The 16,768-nt window shown below is 70.4% G+C and carries 18 protein-coding genes; 7 read left to right on the top strand and 11 right to left on the bottom strand.

Annotated features, from left to right (window positions below; translation table 11 throughout):
* Complete coding sequence (locus ABTV10_RS07805; protein ID WP_499033730.1) at positions 1–708, top strand: ABC transporter permease; 708 nt, start codon at positions 1–3, stop codon at positions 706–708.
* Here the strand turns inward: ABTV10_RS07805 and ABTV10_RS07800 are convergent.
* From ABTV10_RS07800 to ABTV10_RS07780, 5 genes are all read right to left on the bottom strand, one after another.
* The gene (locus ABTV10_RS07800) at positions 671–1,546 is read right to left on the bottom strand and encodes an alpha/beta fold hydrolase (protein WP_499033729.1); all 876 of its coding nucleotides are present in this window, start codon (positions 1,544–1,546) and stop codon (positions 671–673) included. The genes ABTV10_RS07805 and ABTV10_RS07800 overlap by 38 nt on opposite strands.
* Positions 1,547–1,658: 112 nt before the next feature.
* Complete coding sequence (locus tag ABTV10_RS07795) at positions 1,659–2,840, bottom strand: NAD(P)-dependent malic enzyme (protein WP_499033727.1); 1,182 nt, start codon at positions 2,838–2,840, stop codon at positions 1,659–1,661.
* Positions 2,841–3,233: 393 nt separating this feature from the next.
* Positions 3,234–3,554 (bottom strand): hypothetical protein, encoded by a 321-nt coding sequence (locus ABTV10_RS07790; RefSeq protein WP_499033725.1) that lies wholly within the window; start codon positions 3,552–3,554, stop codon positions 3,234–3,236.
* Positions 3,551–4,444, bottom strand: coding sequence for a PHP domain-containing protein (locus ABTV10_RS07785; protein ID WP_499033724.1), 894 nt, complete (start codon positions 4,442–4,444; stop codon positions 3,551–3,553). Before ABTV10_RS07785 ends, ABTV10_RS07790 begins: the two co-directional genes overlap by 4 nt.
* Positions 4,445–4,479: 35 nt before the next feature.
* Positions 4,480–5,079, bottom strand: coding sequence for a suppressor of fused domain protein (locus tag ABTV10_RS07780; RefSeq protein WP_499033723.1), 600 nt, complete (start codon positions 5,077–5,079; stop codon positions 4,480–4,482).
* Between the two features lie 258 nt (positions 5,080–5,337).
* Here ABTV10_RS07780 and ABTV10_RS07775 point away from each other — a divergent pair, with 258 nt between their 5' ends.
* Positions 5,338–6,822: an MFS transporter gene (locus tag ABTV10_RS07775; RefSeq protein ID WP_499033722.1), complete on the top strand. Its 1,485-nt coding sequence runs from the start codon at positions 5,338–5,340 to the stop codon at positions 6,820–6,822.
* On the opposite strand, the gene ABTV10_RS07770 is transcribed toward ABTV10_RS07775, so the two are convergent.
* Together ABTV10_RS07770 and ABTV10_RS07765 are read right to left on the bottom strand one after the other, a co-directional pair.
* A complete protein-coding gene (locus ABTV10_RS07770) occupies positions 6,753–7,241 on the bottom strand; it encodes a YflT domain-containing protein (protein WP_433611334.1) in 489 nt (162 codons plus the stop codon). The genes ABTV10_RS07775 and ABTV10_RS07770 overlap by 70 nt on opposite strands.
* A 96-nt stretch (positions 7,242–7,337) precedes the next feature.
* Entirely contained in the window at positions 7,338–8,300 is a 963-nt protein-coding gene (locus ABTV10_RS07765; protein WP_499033719.1) for an HpcH/HpaI aldolase/citrate lyase family protein, read from the bottom strand.
* 57 nt (positions 8,301–8,357) lie between these two features.
* Between ABTV10_RS07765 and ABTV10_RS07760 the strand changes: the two genes are divergently transcribed.
* From ABTV10_RS07760 to ABTV10_RS07745, 4 genes are all read left to right on the top strand, one after another.
* The gene (locus ABTV10_RS07760; RefSeq protein ID WP_499033717.1) at positions 8,358–9,629 is read left to right on the top strand and encodes a magnesium transporter MgtE N-terminal domain-containing protein; all 1,272 of its coding nucleotides are present in this window, start codon (positions 8,358–8,360) and stop codon (positions 9,627–9,629) included.
* Positions 9,622–10,155 (top strand): DUF1003 domain-containing protein, encoded by a 534-nt coding sequence (locus tag ABTV10_RS07755; RefSeq protein ID WP_499033716.1) that lies wholly within the window; start codon positions 9,622–9,624, stop codon positions 10,153–10,155. Before ABTV10_RS07760 ends, ABTV10_RS07755 begins: the two co-directional genes overlap by 8 nt.
* A gap of 240 nt (positions 10,156–10,395) precedes the next feature.
* Positions 10,396–11,424 (top strand): lytic transglycosylase domain-containing protein, encoded by a 1,029-nt coding sequence (locus ABTV10_RS07750; protein ID WP_499033715.1) that lies wholly within the window; start codon positions 10,396–10,398, stop codon positions 11,422–11,424.
* A 34-nt stretch (positions 11,425–11,458) separates the two neighbouring features.
* The gene (locus tag ABTV10_RS07745) at positions 11,459–12,595 is read left to right on the top strand and encodes an Mrp/NBP35 family ATP-binding protein (protein ID WP_433611324.1); all 1,137 of its coding nucleotides are present in this window, start codon (positions 11,459–11,461) and stop codon (positions 12,593–12,595) included.
* 85 nt (positions 12,596–12,680) lie between these two features.
* Here ABTV10_RS07745 and tatB read toward each other — a convergent pair whose 3' ends face one another.
* The 4 genes from tatB to sigE form a co-directional block, all read right to left on the bottom strand.
* Positions 12,681–13,073 (bottom strand): Sec-independent protein translocase protein TatB, encoded by a 393-nt coding sequence (gene tatB, locus ABTV10_RS07740; RefSeq protein ID WP_433611322.1) that lies wholly within the window; start codon positions 13,071–13,073, stop codon positions 12,681–12,683.
* Positions 13,074–13,155: 82 nt separating this feature from the next.
* Positions 13,156–14,664, bottom strand: coding sequence for a S1C family serine protease (locus ABTV10_RS07735; RefSeq protein ID WP_499033712.1), 1,509 nt, complete (start codon positions 14,662–14,664; stop codon positions 13,156–13,158).
* Between the two features lie 103 nt (positions 14,665–14,767).
* The gene (locus tag ABTV10_RS07730; protein WP_433611318.1) at positions 14,768–15,124 is read right to left on the bottom strand and encodes an RNA polymerase subunit sigma-70; all 357 of its coding nucleotides are present in this window, start codon (positions 15,122–15,124) and stop codon (positions 14,768–14,770) included.
* A gap of 14 nt (positions 15,125–15,138) precedes the next feature.
* Positions 15,139–15,723, bottom strand: coding sequence for an RNA polymerase sigma factor SigE (gene sigE, locus ABTV10_RS07725; RefSeq protein ID WP_499033709.1), 585 nt, complete (start codon positions 15,721–15,723; stop codon positions 15,139–15,141).
* 409 nt (positions 15,724–16,132) lie between these two features.
* Here sigE and ABTV10_RS07720 point away from each other — a divergent pair, with 409 nt between their 5' ends.
* Positions 16,133–16,765: an O-methyltransferase gene (locus tag ABTV10_RS07720; protein ID WP_499033707.1), complete on the top strand. Its 633-nt coding sequence runs from the start codon at positions 16,133–16,135 to the stop codon at positions 16,763–16,765.
* Positions 16,766–16,768: the final 3 nt, after the last annotated feature.

Below are 16,768 nucleotides of genomic sequence, written 5' to 3'. Positions count from 1 at the left end.
ATGTTCACGAGCGCATGGGACTACATCACCGAGCCGGCGAACTGGTCGGGCCCGACCGGCATCGGCACCCGGATCCTGCAACACCTCTGGTACAGCCTGCTGGCCGTCGCCGGCGCGGCCGTCGTCGCGGTGCCCGCCGGGCTCGCGATCGGACATTTCCGACGCGGCGAGATCGTGGTCGTGGGCGTCGTCAACGCCCTGCGGTCGCTGCCGACCCTCGGGGTGCTCACACTGCTGGTGCTGCTGCTCGGCCTGGGCCTGGTGCCGCCCATCCTCGCACTGGTCCTGCTCGCGATCCCGCCGCTGCTGGCCGGCACGTACGCGGGCGTCGCGAACGTCGACCGGTCGGTGGTGGACGCCGCGGAGGCGATGGGCATGACACCGCTGCAGGTGCTGTGCCGGGTCGAGATCCCCAACGCGCTGCCGCTGATCCTCGGCGGGGTGCGTAGCGCCGCACTGCAGGTGATCGCGACCGCGACGGTGGCGGCCTACGTCAACCTCGGCGGGCTCGGCCGCTACATCTTCGACGGCCTGGCGCTGCGCAGCTACGACCGCGTCCTGGTGGGCGCGATCCTGGTCGCCGTCCTCGCCCTGATCGTCGACGCGATCCTCGCGGCAGCCGTGTGGGCGTCGGTCCCCGGCACCGGACGGCTTCGCCGCCCGGTCGACGTCACTGCGCTGCGAGGAACGTCAGGATCCGATCGTTGACCTCCTGAGGCCGCTCCAGGTGCAGGAAGTGACCCGCATCCGCGATCTCGTGGAAGGCGCTCCCCTGCGACAACCCGGACGCCGCCACGGCGGCCAGTCGGGGATCGAGACAGCCGTCGCGATCCCCGTGCAGGTGGAGCGTCGGGGTGACCGGGCGCCGCATCTGCGCCCCGACCCAGCGCCGGTACCGCGCCGGGGGACGCGGGAGGGGCCGGGCGATGCTGCGGTAGTAGTCGAGCACCGCGCGCCGGTGCGCCGGATCGGCGATCGACTCCATCACGGCCGGCAGGTCCTCGGCCGCGTCGTACCCGGGTGACCAGTCCGCCCACAGTCGACGCACCACCTGTTCCGCGTAGCGCTCGGGCAGGGCCGGCACCTGGTTGAACAGGATGTACCAGCTGTTGCGCAGCTGGCGCGGCAGCACCCGCAGCACGGCCGGCGTCCGCAAGGACGCGAACGGCGGCACCGACAGCGAGACCATGGCGGCGAACGGGTTCTCGGTGTGCGCGGCCAGCGCGTTCGCGGTGATCGCGCCCCAGTCGTGTCCGATCAGCACGGCGTCGGATCCGCCGCCCAGGAATGTGTGGATCGTGGCGGCGTCGTCCATCAGCGCGGCGACATGCAGGCTGCCGTCGGCCGGCACTGCGGAGGGCCCGTAGCCGCGCGTGAACGGGGCGACCACCCGCCATCCCTCGTCCGCCAGCGCGGGCCCCAGATGCCGCCAGGTGTGCGCGGTGTCGGGGAAGCCGTGCAGCAGCACCGCCAGGCGACCGCTCTCCGGCCCCCAGGCCAGCGCCCGCAGTCGGACCGCTTCGAGGCCGAGGCTGATTTCACGCATGCGGACCATCCTGTCGGAGAGCGACAGGCCCGCACGGCAGATCGGCCGATATCACGCAGCGGGGCCCCGCCGCCGATGCGACCGGGCCCCGCTGCTGAGTGTGCTCACGCCGTCAGGCGACGCCCTCGTCCTTGGCGGCCTGCGCGACGGCCGCGGCCACGGCCGGGGCGACCCGCGGGTCCAGCGGGCTCGGCACGATCTTGTCGACCGCGAGCTCGTCACCGAGCACCGACAGGATCGCGTCGGCGGCAGCCAGCTTCATGCCCTCGGTGATCCGGCGGGCACCGGCGTCCAGGGCGCCCTTGAAGACACCCGGGAACGCGAGCACGTTGTTGATCTGGTTCGGGAAGTCGCTGCGACCGGTCGCCACGATCGCCGCGTACTTGCCGGCGATGTCGGGATGGATCTCCGGATCCGGGTTCGACATCGCGAAGATGATCGAATCGGCCGCCATCGTCGCGATGATCTCCTCGGGCACCGTGCCCGCCGAGACACCCAGGAACACATCCGCGCCGGCGAGCGCCTCGACGAGCCCGCCGCTGCGGCCGGCCGGGTTGGTCCGGGACGCGAGATCCGCCTTGATCTCGTTGAGATCAGCCCGATCGGTGGACACGATGCCCTTCGAGTCCAGCACGGTCACGTCGGCGATGCCCGCGGCCAGCAGGATGTTGGCGCACGCGACACCGGCCGCGCCGGCACCGGAGATCACCACACGCAGGCCCTCGATGTCCCGGTTCTGGACCTTGGCGGCACCGCGCAGCGCGGCGAGCGCAACGATCGCGGTGCCGTGCTGGTCGTCGTGCATGACAGGGCAGTCCAGCGCCTCGATGACACGGCGCTCGATCTCGAAGCAGCGCGGCGCCGAGATGTCCTCGAGGTTCACTGCGCCGAAACTCGGGCGCAGCCGGACCAGCGTCTCGACGATCTCGTCGGGGTCCTTGGTGTCGAGCACCAGCGGGATCGAGTTCAGACCCGCGAAGTTCTTGAACAGCGCCGACTTGCCCTCCATGACCGGCAGCGACGCGCGCGGGCCGATGTCGCCGAGACCGAGCACGGCCGAGCCGTCGCTCACCACGACCACCAGCCGGTTGGTCCACGTGTAGCGATCGGCCAGCGTCTCGTCGGCGTGGATCGCGCGGCTGACCTGCGCGACGCCGGGCGTGTACGCGATCGAGAGCGCACGCTGGGAATCGAGGGGCGCGGTGGTCTCCACCGAGAGCTTGCCACCGACGTGGCCCGCGAAAATCTCCTCGTCGGTAATTTCGACCTTTGGCGTTACGGAAGCTTCAGACACAGGGGACACGATGACACTCCTCTTGAGGCCAGACTCACTCGGGTCCTGGTTACTGAGAAGTAACCGGGTCGGCACGGATGAAATACGACACGGCACTTCGGAACACAGGATTGATCAGTTGCAACTACCGGGGCGCGCGATCGGCTGCACTACTGCCGGAGCGTGATGGCGCCGGGCGGGGTGGGCCCTGGCACAAGTTCTGCCACCATTCCAAACCTCCTGCGAAGGGCGGTAGCACCCACGCGAGAGTGCCGTAATTTTGCACCATCGACGGGCAGGAATCAAATCCCCCACAGGGACCGAAGCCTCACCGAAACCGGCATCTACCTGTGAGGATGCGCGTGACGGTCGAGATGTGACCCGAACCGCAGCGGTGTTCCGGTCAGCGGGAGGTCACATCCACCACTGCGTCCACAGCAACAGCCCGGTAACCGCCAGAACCGCGGTCGACGCGAGCGCGGCCACGGCCCCGCGGCGGCGGTCGGCCAGCAGCTGCGCCGCCACGACGACCACGCTCGCCACCGCGTGCGCGGCGATCGATTCGCGGCCCGGCCCCGGGAAGTCCCGATCCGACGCGAGGTACGCGACACCCACGACGACGAGGGTGAGCACCACGACCCCGCCGGCGACGACACCGGAGAGCCCTCGCAGCACCCGGACCGCCCACAGGTCCGACCGCCGACGCCTCTCGTAACCGAAGTCGTCGACGCTCACCGACCGACTCCACGGGACACGACATCGCCGCTCGGCTGCCCCGACAGCACCGGCACGCCGGACGCGCGCGCCACGAGCGCCTCGAACGCCGCGGGGTCGGTGGTGTGCCGGCCGAGTTCGATCGTCTTGTTCGAGCCGTGGTAGTCCGACGACCCGGTCGTGATCAGGTCCAGTTCGGCGGCGAGCGACCGCAGGACCGCGACATCGTGCGCGTTGTGGTCGGGATGATCGACCTCGAGACCGCCGAGGCCGCGGTCGGCGAGTTCGCGGACGTGGTCGAGCGACAACAGCCGTCCGCGCGTGCGGGCCCGGGCGTGCGCGACGACGCTGACCCCGCCCGCGGCGGTCACCATGTCGACCGCCCGTTCGAGCGGGGTGTCCGCCTTCTCGACGTAGTAGGGGCTGCGGGTGGACAGGAGGTCGGTGAACGCCTCGCCCACACTGTCCACCACGCCGGCGCGGACGAGGGCCCGCGCGAGATGCGGGCGTCCCACCGCCGGGCCGGCCTCGGCCATGACCGCGTCGGGGTCGATCGGCAGCCCGTCTTCGGCCATCAGCGTCGCCATCGCACGTAACCGCGCGACCCGTTCGCCGCGCAATCGTTCACGCTCGGCAGCGAACTCGCGTGAGGTCGGGTCGAACAGATAGGCCAGCAGGTGGACGGCCACCGGGCGCCCGTCCTCGCCGCGCCCCTCGCACGACATCTCCATGCCCCGCACCAACTGCAGTCCCGCGGGCAGTGCCGCGGCGGCCTCGCCCCACCCGGCGGTGGTGTCGTGGTCGGTGATCGCGAGCACGTCGACCCCCGCGTCGGCCGCCGCTCGCACCAGTTCGGCGGGCGTGTCCGTGCCGTCGGACGCGGTCGAGTGGGTGTGGAGATCGATACGCACCGGTCCAGTGTGTCAGGTCCGGCAGCGATGTCCGGTCAGAGCGCCGCGGCGCCGCGGTTCGGGTCGCGGACGTCGATGCCCGCTTCGGCCCAGGCCTCACGGAGTGCAGTGGCGCCGCGCAGGCGCACCCACGCCGCCTCGGTGCCGGTCAGCGGCGCCACCTCGAGAAACTGCACGGGATCGAGCGGCTCGGGCAGGACGAGGTCGGGGATCTCGCTCGGACCGAGCAGCACCGCGGTGAACGGCACGCCCTTCCACAGCGGCTCGCCCAGGTCGATCAATCCGTCTGGCCGCAGCACCACGCCCTCGACCGAGGGCGCGGCCGCCAGGACCGCGAGGGTCTTGTGCACTCCCGACGCCACCCCGGCGCCGCCCACGAGGCTCAGCACCAACTCGGCGCGCGGCCCACGCGTGGGATCGGCGATCATCTCGCTGGGATCACCCATCGGGTGCCGCGAGCACCCCAGGGTCGCGTATCGGACCGGAGTGTCGTCGCCGTCCCCCGGGTACCGCAGGACGTCGACGGGTTCGACGCCGAGAAACGTCACCGACGCCACGGACGGCTGGGCCGACTCCGATCCGCCGATGTACCGGTCGAGATGGGCGCGGACGGCCGAGACAACGCTGTCAGTCACACGTTCATCTAACACCCGCGCCGGGTGGGCGCGTTCATGGCTGTCCGACGGGCTGCCGTGCGCACCCCGCGGACCGGACGGCTGCGTCGAACGCCCCTGGGCGCGAGCCGATTCGGCGGATCTTCCCGCCCACAGGGAGAGCGATTGGACATCCCGACTCGGACGCACTAGCTAATGAGCTAACCGATTGACTGATTTCTTGCGTCACCCCTTGCCTCATCTTTGCTCGACTTCTGACCAGAGTTCCCGGGAGCCCACTTGTTCCGTCCCGCACAGGCCTCGGCATCGCTGCTGACCGCCACGCTGTGCTTTGTCATCCTCGTCGTATCGACCCAGCAGACCGTCGTGTTGCCGCTGTCCTCGGTCATCGGCAACCAACTCGACGTCGGCACCACCGCGATCGGATGGACCATCACCTCCGGATTCCTCGCCGCCGCCGTCATGACCCCGGTCGCGGGGCGTATGGCCGACCTGCGGCGCAAGCGCACCGTTCTGCTGGGCGTGTTGACGATCATGCTCGCGGGGTCGGTCCTCGCGGCTGTCACCGAATCGTTGCCGCTGCTGATCCTCGCGCGGGTACTGCAGGGGGTCTCGTTCGCCGCGTTCCCTGTCGGCCTGGCGATTCTGCGGGACGAATTGCCGTCGCGGCGGCTGGCGTCGGCGATGGGATTGCTGTCCGGCACGCTGGGTTTCGGCGGCGGCGTCGGCATGGTCCTGACCGGGTTGGTGGTGCCCGCCGGCGCCGACTATCGGCGAGCGTTCTGGCTCGCGACCGCGCTCACCGTCGTCGCGATCGTGAGCGTTGTCGCGGTCGTGCCGTCCCGAGCCAATCCCACGCCGGGCCGGGTCGACTGGACCGGTGCCGTGCTGCTGGGCGCCGGGCTGGTGCTGGCCCTGCTGCCGCTGGCCGAGGGCGGGAGTTGGGGGTGGGCATCGCCCCGGACGATCGGATGCGCGGTCGCCGGGATCGTCGTGCTCGGGGGCTGGTTCGCGTTCGAACGCCGCATCGACCATCCGCTGGTGCCGACCGAGATGCTCACCCGCCGTCCCGTCGTCTGCACGCACCTCGCCGGCCTGCTCGTCGGTGCCGGAATGTTCGTCAACATCACCGCCCTCACCTACTTCGTGCAGACCACCCGAGCCGCGACCGGATACGGCTTCGACGCCAGTCCGATGCAGGCCGGTCTGGTCTACATCCTGCCGGGCGCCACGATCGGCGTCGTCGTATCGATCTGCAGCGGTGTCCTCATCAACCGTTTCGGGGCCCGGGCAGTCATGACGGCGGCCGGTGTGCTGGGCGTGCTCGGGTTCTGTTCGCTCATCGTCGCCCACGACACCACGTGGCAGGTGGTCGGCGGATCCATGGTGGCGTCGGCGTTCACCAGCCTCGGTTACGCCGCGATGCCGGCGCTCCTGGTCGCCGAGGTGGGCCCGGACCAGACCGGTGTCGCGAACAGCGTGAACTCGATCGCCCGGACCGCCGGCAGTTCCGTCGCCAGCGCGTTGCTGGCGACGCTACTGGCGGCCCTCACGATCGGCGACACCACGAACTCCCGGGTCGACGCCTACCTCGTCGCGTTCGGGTTCGGCGTGGTGTGCGCGGTCGGGTCGACGCTACTGGTGTTCGTCGGCACGGCAGGACGACGCCGCACCGCCGTGCCGGACGAGTCGGGTCAGAGCGCGAGCTTGGCCAGCATGTCCCGCGCGGCCTCGGCCGTCTTGGGATCGCAGAGCACGTCGTAGCGGCCGGCCACCAACTGCATGGTGGACGAGAAGTCACGTGTGCCACGGGCGGCCGCGTACGGGATCGTCGTGGAGATCAGGCCGAAGATGATGCCACCGACGATGCCCACGAGCAGCGGGCCTAGGAACCCGCCCGTGAAGATGCCGAGCAGCAGACCGAAGAACACGCCGAGCCAGGCACCCGAAACGATGCCGCCGCCAATGACTTTGGCCCACGTCAGGCGGCCCAGGACACGCTCCACCTGCATGAGGTCGACGCCGACGATCGTCACATCCTCGACCGAGAAATCCTGGTCGGACAGGTAGTCCACGGCGCGCTGGGCCTCGGCGTAGGTCGGGTACGAACCGATCGGCCAGCCCGTGGGCGGCGTCGGCAGCCCCCGCCCGGCGCGGTTCGGCTGTGAGAGTGGATTCGTCATCGGCTTCGTCTCTCTTTGCTCGGGGCGTGCGATATGTCCGGTTCTACCGGTCTCCGGGCCTCATATCCAATTGTGCCCGCCCCGAGCCGCGCTCGCCTATCGGTTCGCAGGCGGAGTGAACGACGTCGTACGGGCCATCCCGGCCGCCCGCCCCTTCGCGGAGATCACCAGCGCCATCTTGCGGCTCGCCTCGTCGATCATCTCGTCACCGAGCATCACCGCACCGCGGGCACCGCCCGCCGCGGACGTGTGGAACTCGTAGGCGTCGAGGATCATCTCGGCCTGGTCGAAGTCCTCCTGGCGGGGGCTGAACACCTCGTTGGCAGCGTCGATCTGGGTGGGATGCAGCACCCACTTGCCGTCGAACCCCAGCGCCGCGGTGCGCTGCGCCGAGCGGCGGAACGCCTCGACGTCACGGATCTGCAGGTAGGGACCGTCGATGGCCTGCAGGTCGTGGGCCCGCGCGGCCATCAGGATCGTCATGAGGATGTGGTGGTAGGCGTCGCCCCGGTCGTAGCCCTCGGGCTGCTCGCCGACGACCAGCGTGCGCATGTTGATGCTGGCCATGAAGTCCGCCGGACCGAACACCAGCGTCTCCACGCGCGGGCTCGCCGTCGCGATGGCATCGATGTTCGTCAGACCGATCGCGTTCTCGATCTGCGGCTCGATGCCGATCCGCCCCACCTCGAGGCCGTTGGCCTTCTCGATCTGCGTCAGCAGCAGATCGAGGGCCTGAACGTGGCTGGCGTCCGGGACCTTCGGCAGCAGGATCGCGTCGAGGTTCGCACCGGCGCCGCCGACCACCGTCGCGATGTCGGCGTGCGTCCATTCGGTGGTCCAGTCGTTGACCCGCACGACCTTGATCTGGTCGCCCCAGCCGTCCTCGTTCAGGGCGTCGACGATCCGTCCCCGCGCCTCGGCCTTCGCGATCGGCGCCACCGCATCCTCGAGGTCGAGGAAGATCTCGTCGGCGGGAAGACCCTTCGCCTTGTCGATCATCTTGCGGCTCGAACCGGGGACGGCCAGAACCGAACGACGTGGCCGGAAGCGGGAAGTCATGACCGACAGGCCCTCCGAATTCAGTGGATCAGGATGCAAGGAATTAGCCTTTTCATCATGGCAGCCGTGAACAAGGTATTCGCAGCCAGGCTCGCCGGCCTGGTGGTCCTCGGACCGGACGGCGAATCGATCGGGCGTGTGCGGGACGTGGTGCTCACGATCCGCGTGGGCCGCCAACCACCGCGGGTCCTCGGCCTGGTCATCGAGATGTTCACGCGCAAACGAATTTTCGTGCCGATGCTGCGCGTCACCGCGATCCAGCCGGGCTCGGTCACGCTCAAGACCGGCAACGTCAGTCTGCGCCGGTTCGACCAGCGCCCCACCGAGGTTCTCGCGCTGGCACAGGTTCTCGACTCCCACGTCCGCATCGACGACCCGGAGGTCGCCGACACGATCGGCACGGACGTCGTGGTCGTCGACCTCGGCATCGAACTGACCCGCACCCGCGACTGGGTGGTCTCCCGTGTCGCGGTACGGGCCCACCGTGGGCGGCTGGGCCGGCGTTCCGCCATCCACGTCGTCGACTGGCAGCACGTGCACGGTCTCACCCCCACCGCCCTCGCGATGCCCGGCCAGGGCGTCTCCCAGCTGCTGATGCAGTTCGAGGGCATGCGGGCCGCCGACGTCGCGCACGCGATGCGCGAGCTGCCCGAGAAGCGCCGGCACGAGGTGGCGCTCGCCCTCGACGACGAGCGGCTCGCCGACGTGGTGCAGGAGCTACCCGCCGACGACCAGACCGACCTGCTGCTGCACCTCGAGGTCGAACGCGCGGCGGACGTCCTCGAGGCGATGGACCCCGACGACGCCGCCGACCTGCTCGGTGAGCTCCCCGAGACGGACGCCGAGTCGCTGCTGCAGCTGATGGACCCGGAGGACTCCGAGCCGGTCCGGCGCCTGCTCGAACACTCCCCCGACACCGCGGGCGGCCTGATGACGCCCGAGCCGGTGGTGCTGACGCCGTCGACGACGGTGGCCGAGGCCCTGGCCCGCGCCCGCAACGCCGACCTGACCCCGGCCCTCGCGAGCATGGTGTTCGTGGTCCGGCCGCCCACCGCCACCCCGACCGGGCGATATCTCGGCTGCGTGCACCTGCAACGGTTGCTGCGGGAACCACCCGCGAGTCTCGTCGGCGGCGTCCTCGACGACGACCTGCCCCGGCTCGATCCCGAGGACTCCCTCACGAGCGTCACCCGATACTTCGCCACCTACAACCTGGTGTGCGCGCCCGTCGTCGACGACGAGCACCACCTGCTCGGCGCCGTGACCGTCGACGACGTCCTCGACCACCTCCTGCCCACAGACTGGCGCGAGGAGGACGGCGATGAGTGAACTCAGCGGGCGTCAGCGTCTGGAGACCCCGCGCGGCACGCGCGGGCTGCGGCTACACATCGACGTCGAGGCCGTCGGCCGGGTGAGCGAGAGCATTGCCCGCTTCCTCGGCACCGGCCGGTACCTGCTGATCCAGACCGTGATCGTGATCGTGTGGATCATCCTCAACGTCTTCGCGGTGCGGCTGCAATGGGATCCGTATCCGTTCATCCTGCTCAATCTCGCCTTCTCGACGCAGGCGGCGTACGCGGCGCCGCTGATCCTGCTGGCGCAGAACCGGCAGGAGAACCGTGACCGCGTCTCTCTCGAGGAGGACCGGGCCCGCGCCGCGCAGACCAAGGCCGACACCGAGTTCCTGGCGCGCGAGCTGGCGGCTCTGCGACTGGCGGTCGGCGAGGTCGCGACCCGCGACTACCTGCGCCGCGAGCTCGACGACCTCCGGCAGATGCTCGTCGAGCGGGACGCCCGCGGCGACGAGGACGGCGAGCCCGGACCCGCACCCCGGGCGCGCGGCGGACGCAAGTGACCCGGACGCTTCGGATCTTCCCCTCGCCTGCCGCTGTTCCGCGCCCACGATCGGTCACCGATATGTAACGTGTGTCACATCGATCGAGATGTATCCACCGGAACGCTCGGAACGAGATCCGTGATCGCGGATGCAGGTTTCCTGCAAGGAGGGGATTGAAGAGTGCGTGTCCGTGGAACCGTCGGTGTGTCCGCCCTCGTCCTTGCCGGTTTCGTGACAGCAGCGTCATCCATAGGTGGTGTGTTCGAGACTCCGCTCCCGGAGTCCGCTTCGACCGCCGCGGCGCACGTGCTGGACCCGGGAACCCAGCCCACCACCGCACCGGAGGCACAGGCGGCCGTCATCCCGACGGTCGGGCTGGTGCCGGCGGCGCCGCGACCCGAACGCCAGCTCCGCACGGCCAAGCCCGCGCCCGCCCCGACGCTGCCCGATCCGGCCGGGTTGCTGCCCGGTGCCGCCCCGCGCTCGGTGCCGGTGCCCGTCGTCGTCGGACCGCTCGGGATCCCCGAGATCGTGCTCAACGCCTACCGGTCCGCCGAACTCGCGATGGCCGGCGCCCAGCCCGGCTGCGGACTCCCGTGGAACCTGCTCGCGGGTATCGGGAAGATCGAGTCGGGCCACGCCGGCGGCGGACAGACCGACGCGGCGGGCACCACCGTGACGCCGATCCTCGGCCCGACGCTCAACGGCCACTTGGCGGGCAACGAGATCATCACCGACACCGATCGCGGCCTGCTCGACGGCGACGCGACCCACGACCGTGCCGTCGGGCCGATGCAGTTCATCCCCAGCACGTGGGCGCGGTACGCGTCGGACGGCAACGGCGACGGCGTCGCCGACCCGAACAACGTGTTCGACGCGTCCCTCGCGGCCGCACGCTACCTGTGCGCGGGCGGCCTCGACCTGCGCGATCCCGCGCAGGAGTCGCGCGCCGTGCTCCGCTACAACAACTCGACGTCGTACATGGCGAACGTGCTCGCCTGGTCCACCGCGTACCGCACCGGCGGAACCGCCGCACCCGCGGTCCCCGTCGCCCCGACGCCGCCGCAGCGTTCCGCCGACTCGGAGTCGGCGGCGGTGGACGTCGCCGCGCCCGGGCCGTCGGCCACCGCACCCGCCACCCCTACGCCGACGGCGCCTCCCGCCGCACCGGCTCCGGCACCGGCACCGGCGCCCCTGCTGCCGGGCCTGCCGGAGCTGCCGCCGCTGCCGTGCCTCGTCTTCTGCCCTCCGCCCGCCCCCGCGCCGGTCGCAGCCCCGACGCCCTGATCGGTGTCCACACCGCGCCGCATACCATGGGGGCATGGCAGCCCTGACAGAGACCGCCGTCCGCACCGCACTATCCAAGGTGCAGGACCCCGAGATCCGTAAGCCCATCACGGAACTGGGCATGGTCAAGAGCATCGTGATCGGTGACGACGGCAGTGTCGACATCGGCATCTACCTGACCACGGCGGGCTGTCCGCTGCGCACCGAGATCACCCAACGGGTGACCAAGGCCGTCGCCGACGTCGAAGGCGCCGGCACCGTCCGCGTCGAGCTCGACGTGATGAGCGACGAGCAGCGCACCGAGCTGCGCCGCTCGCTCCGCGGCGACTCCACCGAGCCGGTGATCCCGTTCGCCCAGCCCGGATCGCTCACCCGCGTGTACGCGGTGGCGTCCGGTAAGGGCGGCGTGGGGAAGTCCAGTGTCACAGTCAACCTCGCGGCCGCCATGGCCGCGAAGGGACTGTCGGTGGGCGTGCTCGACGCCGACATCTACGGCCATTCGGTGCCCCGCATGCTCGGCACCGACGCCAAGCCGACGCAGGTCGAGCGGATGATCATGCCGCCGCAGTCGCACGACGTGAAGCTGATCTCCATCGCCCAGTTCACGCAGGGCAACACGCCGGTCGTGTGGCGCGGGCCGATGCTGCACCGCGCGCTGCAGCAGTTCCTCGCCGACGTCTTCTGGGGCGATCTGGACGTGCTGCTGCTGGACCTGCCGCCCGGCACGGGTGACGTCGCGATCTCGGTCGCCCAGCTCATCCCGGGCGCCGAGATCCTCGTCGTGACCACCCCGCAGCAGGCCGCGGCCGAGGTCGCCGAACGGGCCGGCGCGATCGCGCTGCAGACCCGTCAGCGCATCGCCGGTGTGGTCGAGAACATGTCGTGGATGGAGCTTCCCGACGGCACCCGCATGGAGGTCTTCGGTTCGGGTGGCGGCCAGGCCGTCGCGGACCGTCTGACCCGCGCCGTGGGCGCCGACGTTCCTCTGCTCGGACAGATTCCGCTCGAGCAGGCCGTCCGGGAGGGCGGCGACGCCGGCCTACCGATCGTGCTGGGGGCGCCCGATTCGCCTGCCGGCACCGCGCTGCGCGAGATCGCGGACAAGCTGTCGGTCAAGGCTCGCGGACTGGCCGGCATGTCGCTCGGTATCGACACCGTTCGGCACCTCTGACCGCACAGACGACAAGGGCCGGATCCGCTGAGCGGATCCGGCCCTTCGTCGCGCGGACGGTGGCGCCGCCCTGGCGGGCGGCGACTCAGGTGGCGTCGGGGTCGACCGGGGGTCGCTCTCCCGCCGCGAGGGGCTTGGATGCGGGCTCGGCGGCCGACGGCGATCCGTTGGTGCCCGGTTTGCTGTCGAAGTTGCCGGTCAGGATCGAGTCGTCGCCGTCGAGCAGGTGCTTGGTGATGACCGCGCGCGGCGACATCCCGCGCAGCTCGTTGAGGTCGGCCAGCGGCTTGCGCAGGTCGTCGAATTCCGGCCCCAGCTCGTCCTTGAGCTGCTGGCTGGCACCACTCGCGTAGTCACGGACCTGTCGCATGGTCTTGGTCACCCAGCTGACGGCCCCCGGGAGCCGCTCGGGTCCGAGGATCACGAGCGCTGCCACGAGGAGCACCATGAACTCGCCCCAGCCGATGTTGCCAAACACCGCTTCAGGGTACGTGGTCGCGGCCGGAACCGCTCGCACGATCTGGAAATATCACATGAATTCTGGCTGGCGGTGCGCCCGGTCAGTCCGACGTCGGCGTGACCTGCAGGTCGACGGTCCGCCCGGAACGGATCAGCTGGACGGGTACCGACTGGCCGACCGCCTGGTCGTGAACGGCCACGACGAGCTCGTCGGCGCTGGCCACGGTCCTATCACCGATCTTCACGATCACGTCGCCCTCCGTGATGCCCGCCCGCTCCGCGGGGCTGCCGGCCTGCACGTTCGCGACCTCGGCGCCGCTGGTGGCGTCGTTGATGACGGTGCGCGCGTTCACCCCGATCTCCGGATGGTGCATCACGCCGTTGCGGATCAGTTCCTGCGCGACCGCGGTGACGTCGTCGATGGGGATGGCGAAGCCGAGACCCACCGAGCCGCCGCTCTCCGAGCGGATCGCGGAGTTGATGCCGATGACGCGGCCCTCCATGTCGATCAGCGGGCCGCCGGAGTTACCGGGATTGATCGCGGCATCGGTCTGCACGGCGTCGATGACCGCGTCGGTGTCGGTGCCCTCGCCGGACAGCCGCACCGGCCGGTTGAGGGCACTGACGATGCCCCGGGTCACGGTCTTGTTCAGGCCGAGGGGCGAGCCGACAGCCACCACGTCCTGCCCCACCCGCACGTCGGACGACTTGCCGAGATCGGCGACCGTGAGGTTCTGCGCCTCGGTCTTCAGGACCGCGAGGTCGGTCTTGGTGTCCCGGCCGACGATCTGCGCCGGCACCTTGGTGCCGTCGGAGAACGTGACCCGGATCGTCGACGTCCCGGGGTCGGCCGCGGCCATCGAGACGACGTGGTTGTTGGTGACGATGTAACCGGCGCCGTCGACGACGACGCCGGAACCGGTCCCGGACTGGTCGCCGTGTGCCACCTGGATCGAGACCACCGACGGGAGCACGGCGTCCGCGACCTCGGCGATCCGGCCCACGGGCGCGTCCTCGTCGCCGTCGGACTGCGAGAGCGTCACCTTGCTGCTGGTCAGGGAGCCCCGATCGGACGTCGCGACGGTCGCGATGAGCCCGCCCACGAGACCGAGCGCGAGCGCCATCGCCGCCAGGACCGCCAGCGCCTTGCGCTCGACGCGCTCACCGAACAGCACGTCGCGCACCGTCAGCTTGGGGGCGTGCGCCTGCAGCGTCGGGGCCGCGGCACCCTGTGCGGGTGGGCCGAGGCGGACGGGGGCGTTCGGATCGCGCCACGGATCGGCAGCCGACTCGTCGTCGACGACGACGTCGGCGCCCTCGGGTCCGCGCTGGAGGGAGTCGGGCTCGCCGGCCGGGCGGCCGAACGCTTCGGCGAGCGCCTCGTCGGGACGGCCGACACCGACGGGTGGACGGTTCGGCGACACCGTCCGCGGACCGAACGAGCCGGCCACGTCCGCGGGGCGGCCGAACGCGTGCTGCGCGGCCGCGTCGACGTCCGGACGGTAGATCGGACGCGGAGCCAGCCGCGGACCATCGGAGCGATCGGGCCATCCGCCCTTCGCCGGGGTCTGGTCCTGCGCCGGTCCCGGAGTCCTCGAATCGGCCGTCACGCGCGCCTGTCCCCCTCGTGTGCGTCAGTCACGCCTGCCAGTATCACCGATTCGTTCCGCGGCGGTGACACCGATGCGATCGGTGCGGGTGCGTTCCGGACGGTCAGCGGCGGCGGCGGAACGGCCAACGTCGGTTGATGTCGTCGCGGTCGAACGAGATGATCCCGGGAACGGAATCGCGCCCGGACGGCGGTTCCGGCTGGGGGTGGCATCGCGGAATCTGGCTGAGCACCCCGAGCAACGAACTCGGCATCGAGACGTCGGAGGCGGCGCGGCGCAGGGCGATCCGGGCCTGCTGCTGCGCGTCGACCTCGGCCGCGCAGTCGGGGCACAGCGACAGGTGCTGGGAGGCGCGGAGGTACGCGTTCATGCGGAGTTCGCCGTCGACGTAGGCTGCGATCGCCTCACTCGCCAGGTGTTCGGTCGAACCGAACTGACGAGGTCCGCGCGCCTGCGTCATCAAGCCCTCCTGCATCAACACCCGATACCGATCCGATCCGAGTCCACCTTGCCATTCGCGGCGAGGTGGTCGCGCAGCGCCTGTCGTCCACGATGGATCCTGCTGCGAACAGTACCCAGCTTGACTCCCAGTGTGGCACCGATCTCCTCGTACGACAGTCCTTCGATGTCACACAGGACGACGGCGGCACGGAACTCCGGCGCCAGAGAGTCGAGCGCCGACTGGAGGTCGGGCGCCAGTCGCGCGTCGTGGTAGATCTGCTCGGGGTTCGGCGAGTCGGACGGGACGCGGTCGTAGTCCTCGGGCAGCGCCTCCATCCGGATCCGGTTGCGGCGGCGCACCATGTCGAGGAACAGGTTCGTGGTGATGCGGTGCAGCCAGCCCTCGAACGTGCCGGGCTGGTAGTTCTGGAGCGAGCGGAACACCCGGATGAAGGTGTCCTGGGTAAGGTCCTCGGCGTCCTGCGCGTTGCCGGACAGGCGGTAGGCGAGCCGGTAGACACGGTCGCCGTGCTCGCGCACCAGTTCCTCCCACGACGGCATGGCGGCCTTGTCGCCGGTCGCGTCGAACACAGCGGTGCCGGTCGGTTCTGATGTCACATCGTCAACGCCGGGTGCGGACCCACCTGAATCTGTGCCCGCCGCGACGAGTCCGTCAGCGGTGTCGTGGAGGGTGCGTTCGGCATTGATCATGTGGATGGGTGGATCCTCCTACTCAGGACCGCGGATCACGAGAAACCGGATTGTGGTGGTTCAACTCCCGGGAGCCCGGAATTGTTCCCGCCACCGTCCGAAGGGATCGGTCTCGCGATCTTCACGCCGTGCGGTCTAGTCGTCCGGCGTTGCACTCACCCTGTCGCACGGCGATATGTGCGCACTATGAGCAACCTGAGCGTGACCTGAGAATTTCACCGACGCGGGCCTCGCGACGCACCGACGACCGGCCGCGGCGGGGGACGGCGAGCGAGCCTTGACACCGGGACCGCGCGGCAAGGCTAGCCTCTATTGCGTGCACACGAACGCCGAACGAATTCTCACCCACACCGAGGACTCGATCCTCGAGGACGAGATACTGACCGCCGCGCGCGACCGGGCGACGGAACTCGGCGCTGCTCCGGTGCCACCGCCGGTCGGTGCCGCGCTCGCGCTGTTCACCAGGATGCTCGACGCGAAGACGGTCGTCGAGGTCGGGGCGGGTGCGGGCGTCAGCGGCCTGTGGCTGCTGCGCGGCATGCGTGAGGACGGCGTCCTCACCACGATCGACAGCGAACCCGAGCACCAGCGCACGGCCAAGCAGACGTTCCGGGTCGCCGGCGTCGCCCCGTCCCGGACGAGGCTGATCAACGGCCGCGCCCTCGACGTCCTGCCGCGGCTCGCCGATTCGGCGTACGACCTGGTGTTCATCGACAACGCCCCCGCCGACCATCCGCATTTCGTGCGTGAGGGTGTGCGTCTGCTGCGGCCGGGCGGGGTGATCGTGCTCCACAACGCGCTCCTCGGCGGCCGGGTCGCCGATTCCGGTCAGCGCGACGCCACCACGGTCGCGGTCCGGGAGGCCGCACGGGCGATCGCCGAGGACGACCGGCTGACCCGTGTGCTGTTCCCCGTGGGCGACGGCCTGCTGTGCGCCGCGCGGCACTGAGGT

Origin of the sequence: Paraburkholderia sp. RHO2 (genome assembly GCF_050955445.1) — a bacterium.
GTDB lineage: Bacteria > Actinomycetota > Actinomycetes > Mycobacteriales > Mycobacteriaceae > Prescottella > Prescottella agglutinans_A.
This window is presented reverse-complemented; position numbering and strand designations above follow the sequence as displayed.

Bases quoted from the DNA above. Each gene is read 5' to 3' on its own strand.
- ABTV10_RS07745 (WP_433611324.1), top strand. From the start codon at position 11,459: ATGGCAGCCCTGACAGAGACCGCCGTCCGCACCGCACTATCCAAGGTG.
- ABTV10_RS07800 (WP_499033729.1), bottom strand. From the start codon at position 1,546: ATGCGTGAAATCAGCCTCGGCCTCGAAGCGGTCCGACTGCGGGCGCTG.
- ABTV10_RS07760 (WP_499033717.1), top strand. From the start codon at position 8,358: ATGGCAGCCGTGAACAAGGTATTCGCAGCCAGGCTCGCCGGCCTGGTG.
- ABTV10_RS07770 (WP_433611334.1), bottom strand. From the start codon at position 7,241: ATGACGAATCCACTCTCACAGCCGAACCGCGCCGGGCGGGGGCTGCCG.
- ABTV10_RS07805 (WP_499033730.1), top strand. From the start codon at position 1: ATGTTCACGAGCGCATGGGACTACATCACCGAGCCGGCGAACTGGTCG.
- ABTV10_RS07730 (WP_433611318.1), bottom strand. From the start codon at position 15,124: ATGACGCAGGCGCGCGGACCTCGTCAGTTCGGTTCGACCGAACACCTG.
- ABTV10_RS07755 (WP_499033716.1), top strand. From the start codon at position 9,622: ATGAGTGAACTCAGCGGGCGTCAGCGTCTGGAGACCCCGCGCGGCACG.
- ABTV10_RS07765 (WP_499033719.1), bottom strand. From the start codon at position 8,300: ATGACTTCCCGCTTCCGGCCACGTCGTTCGGTTCTGGCCGTCCCCGGT.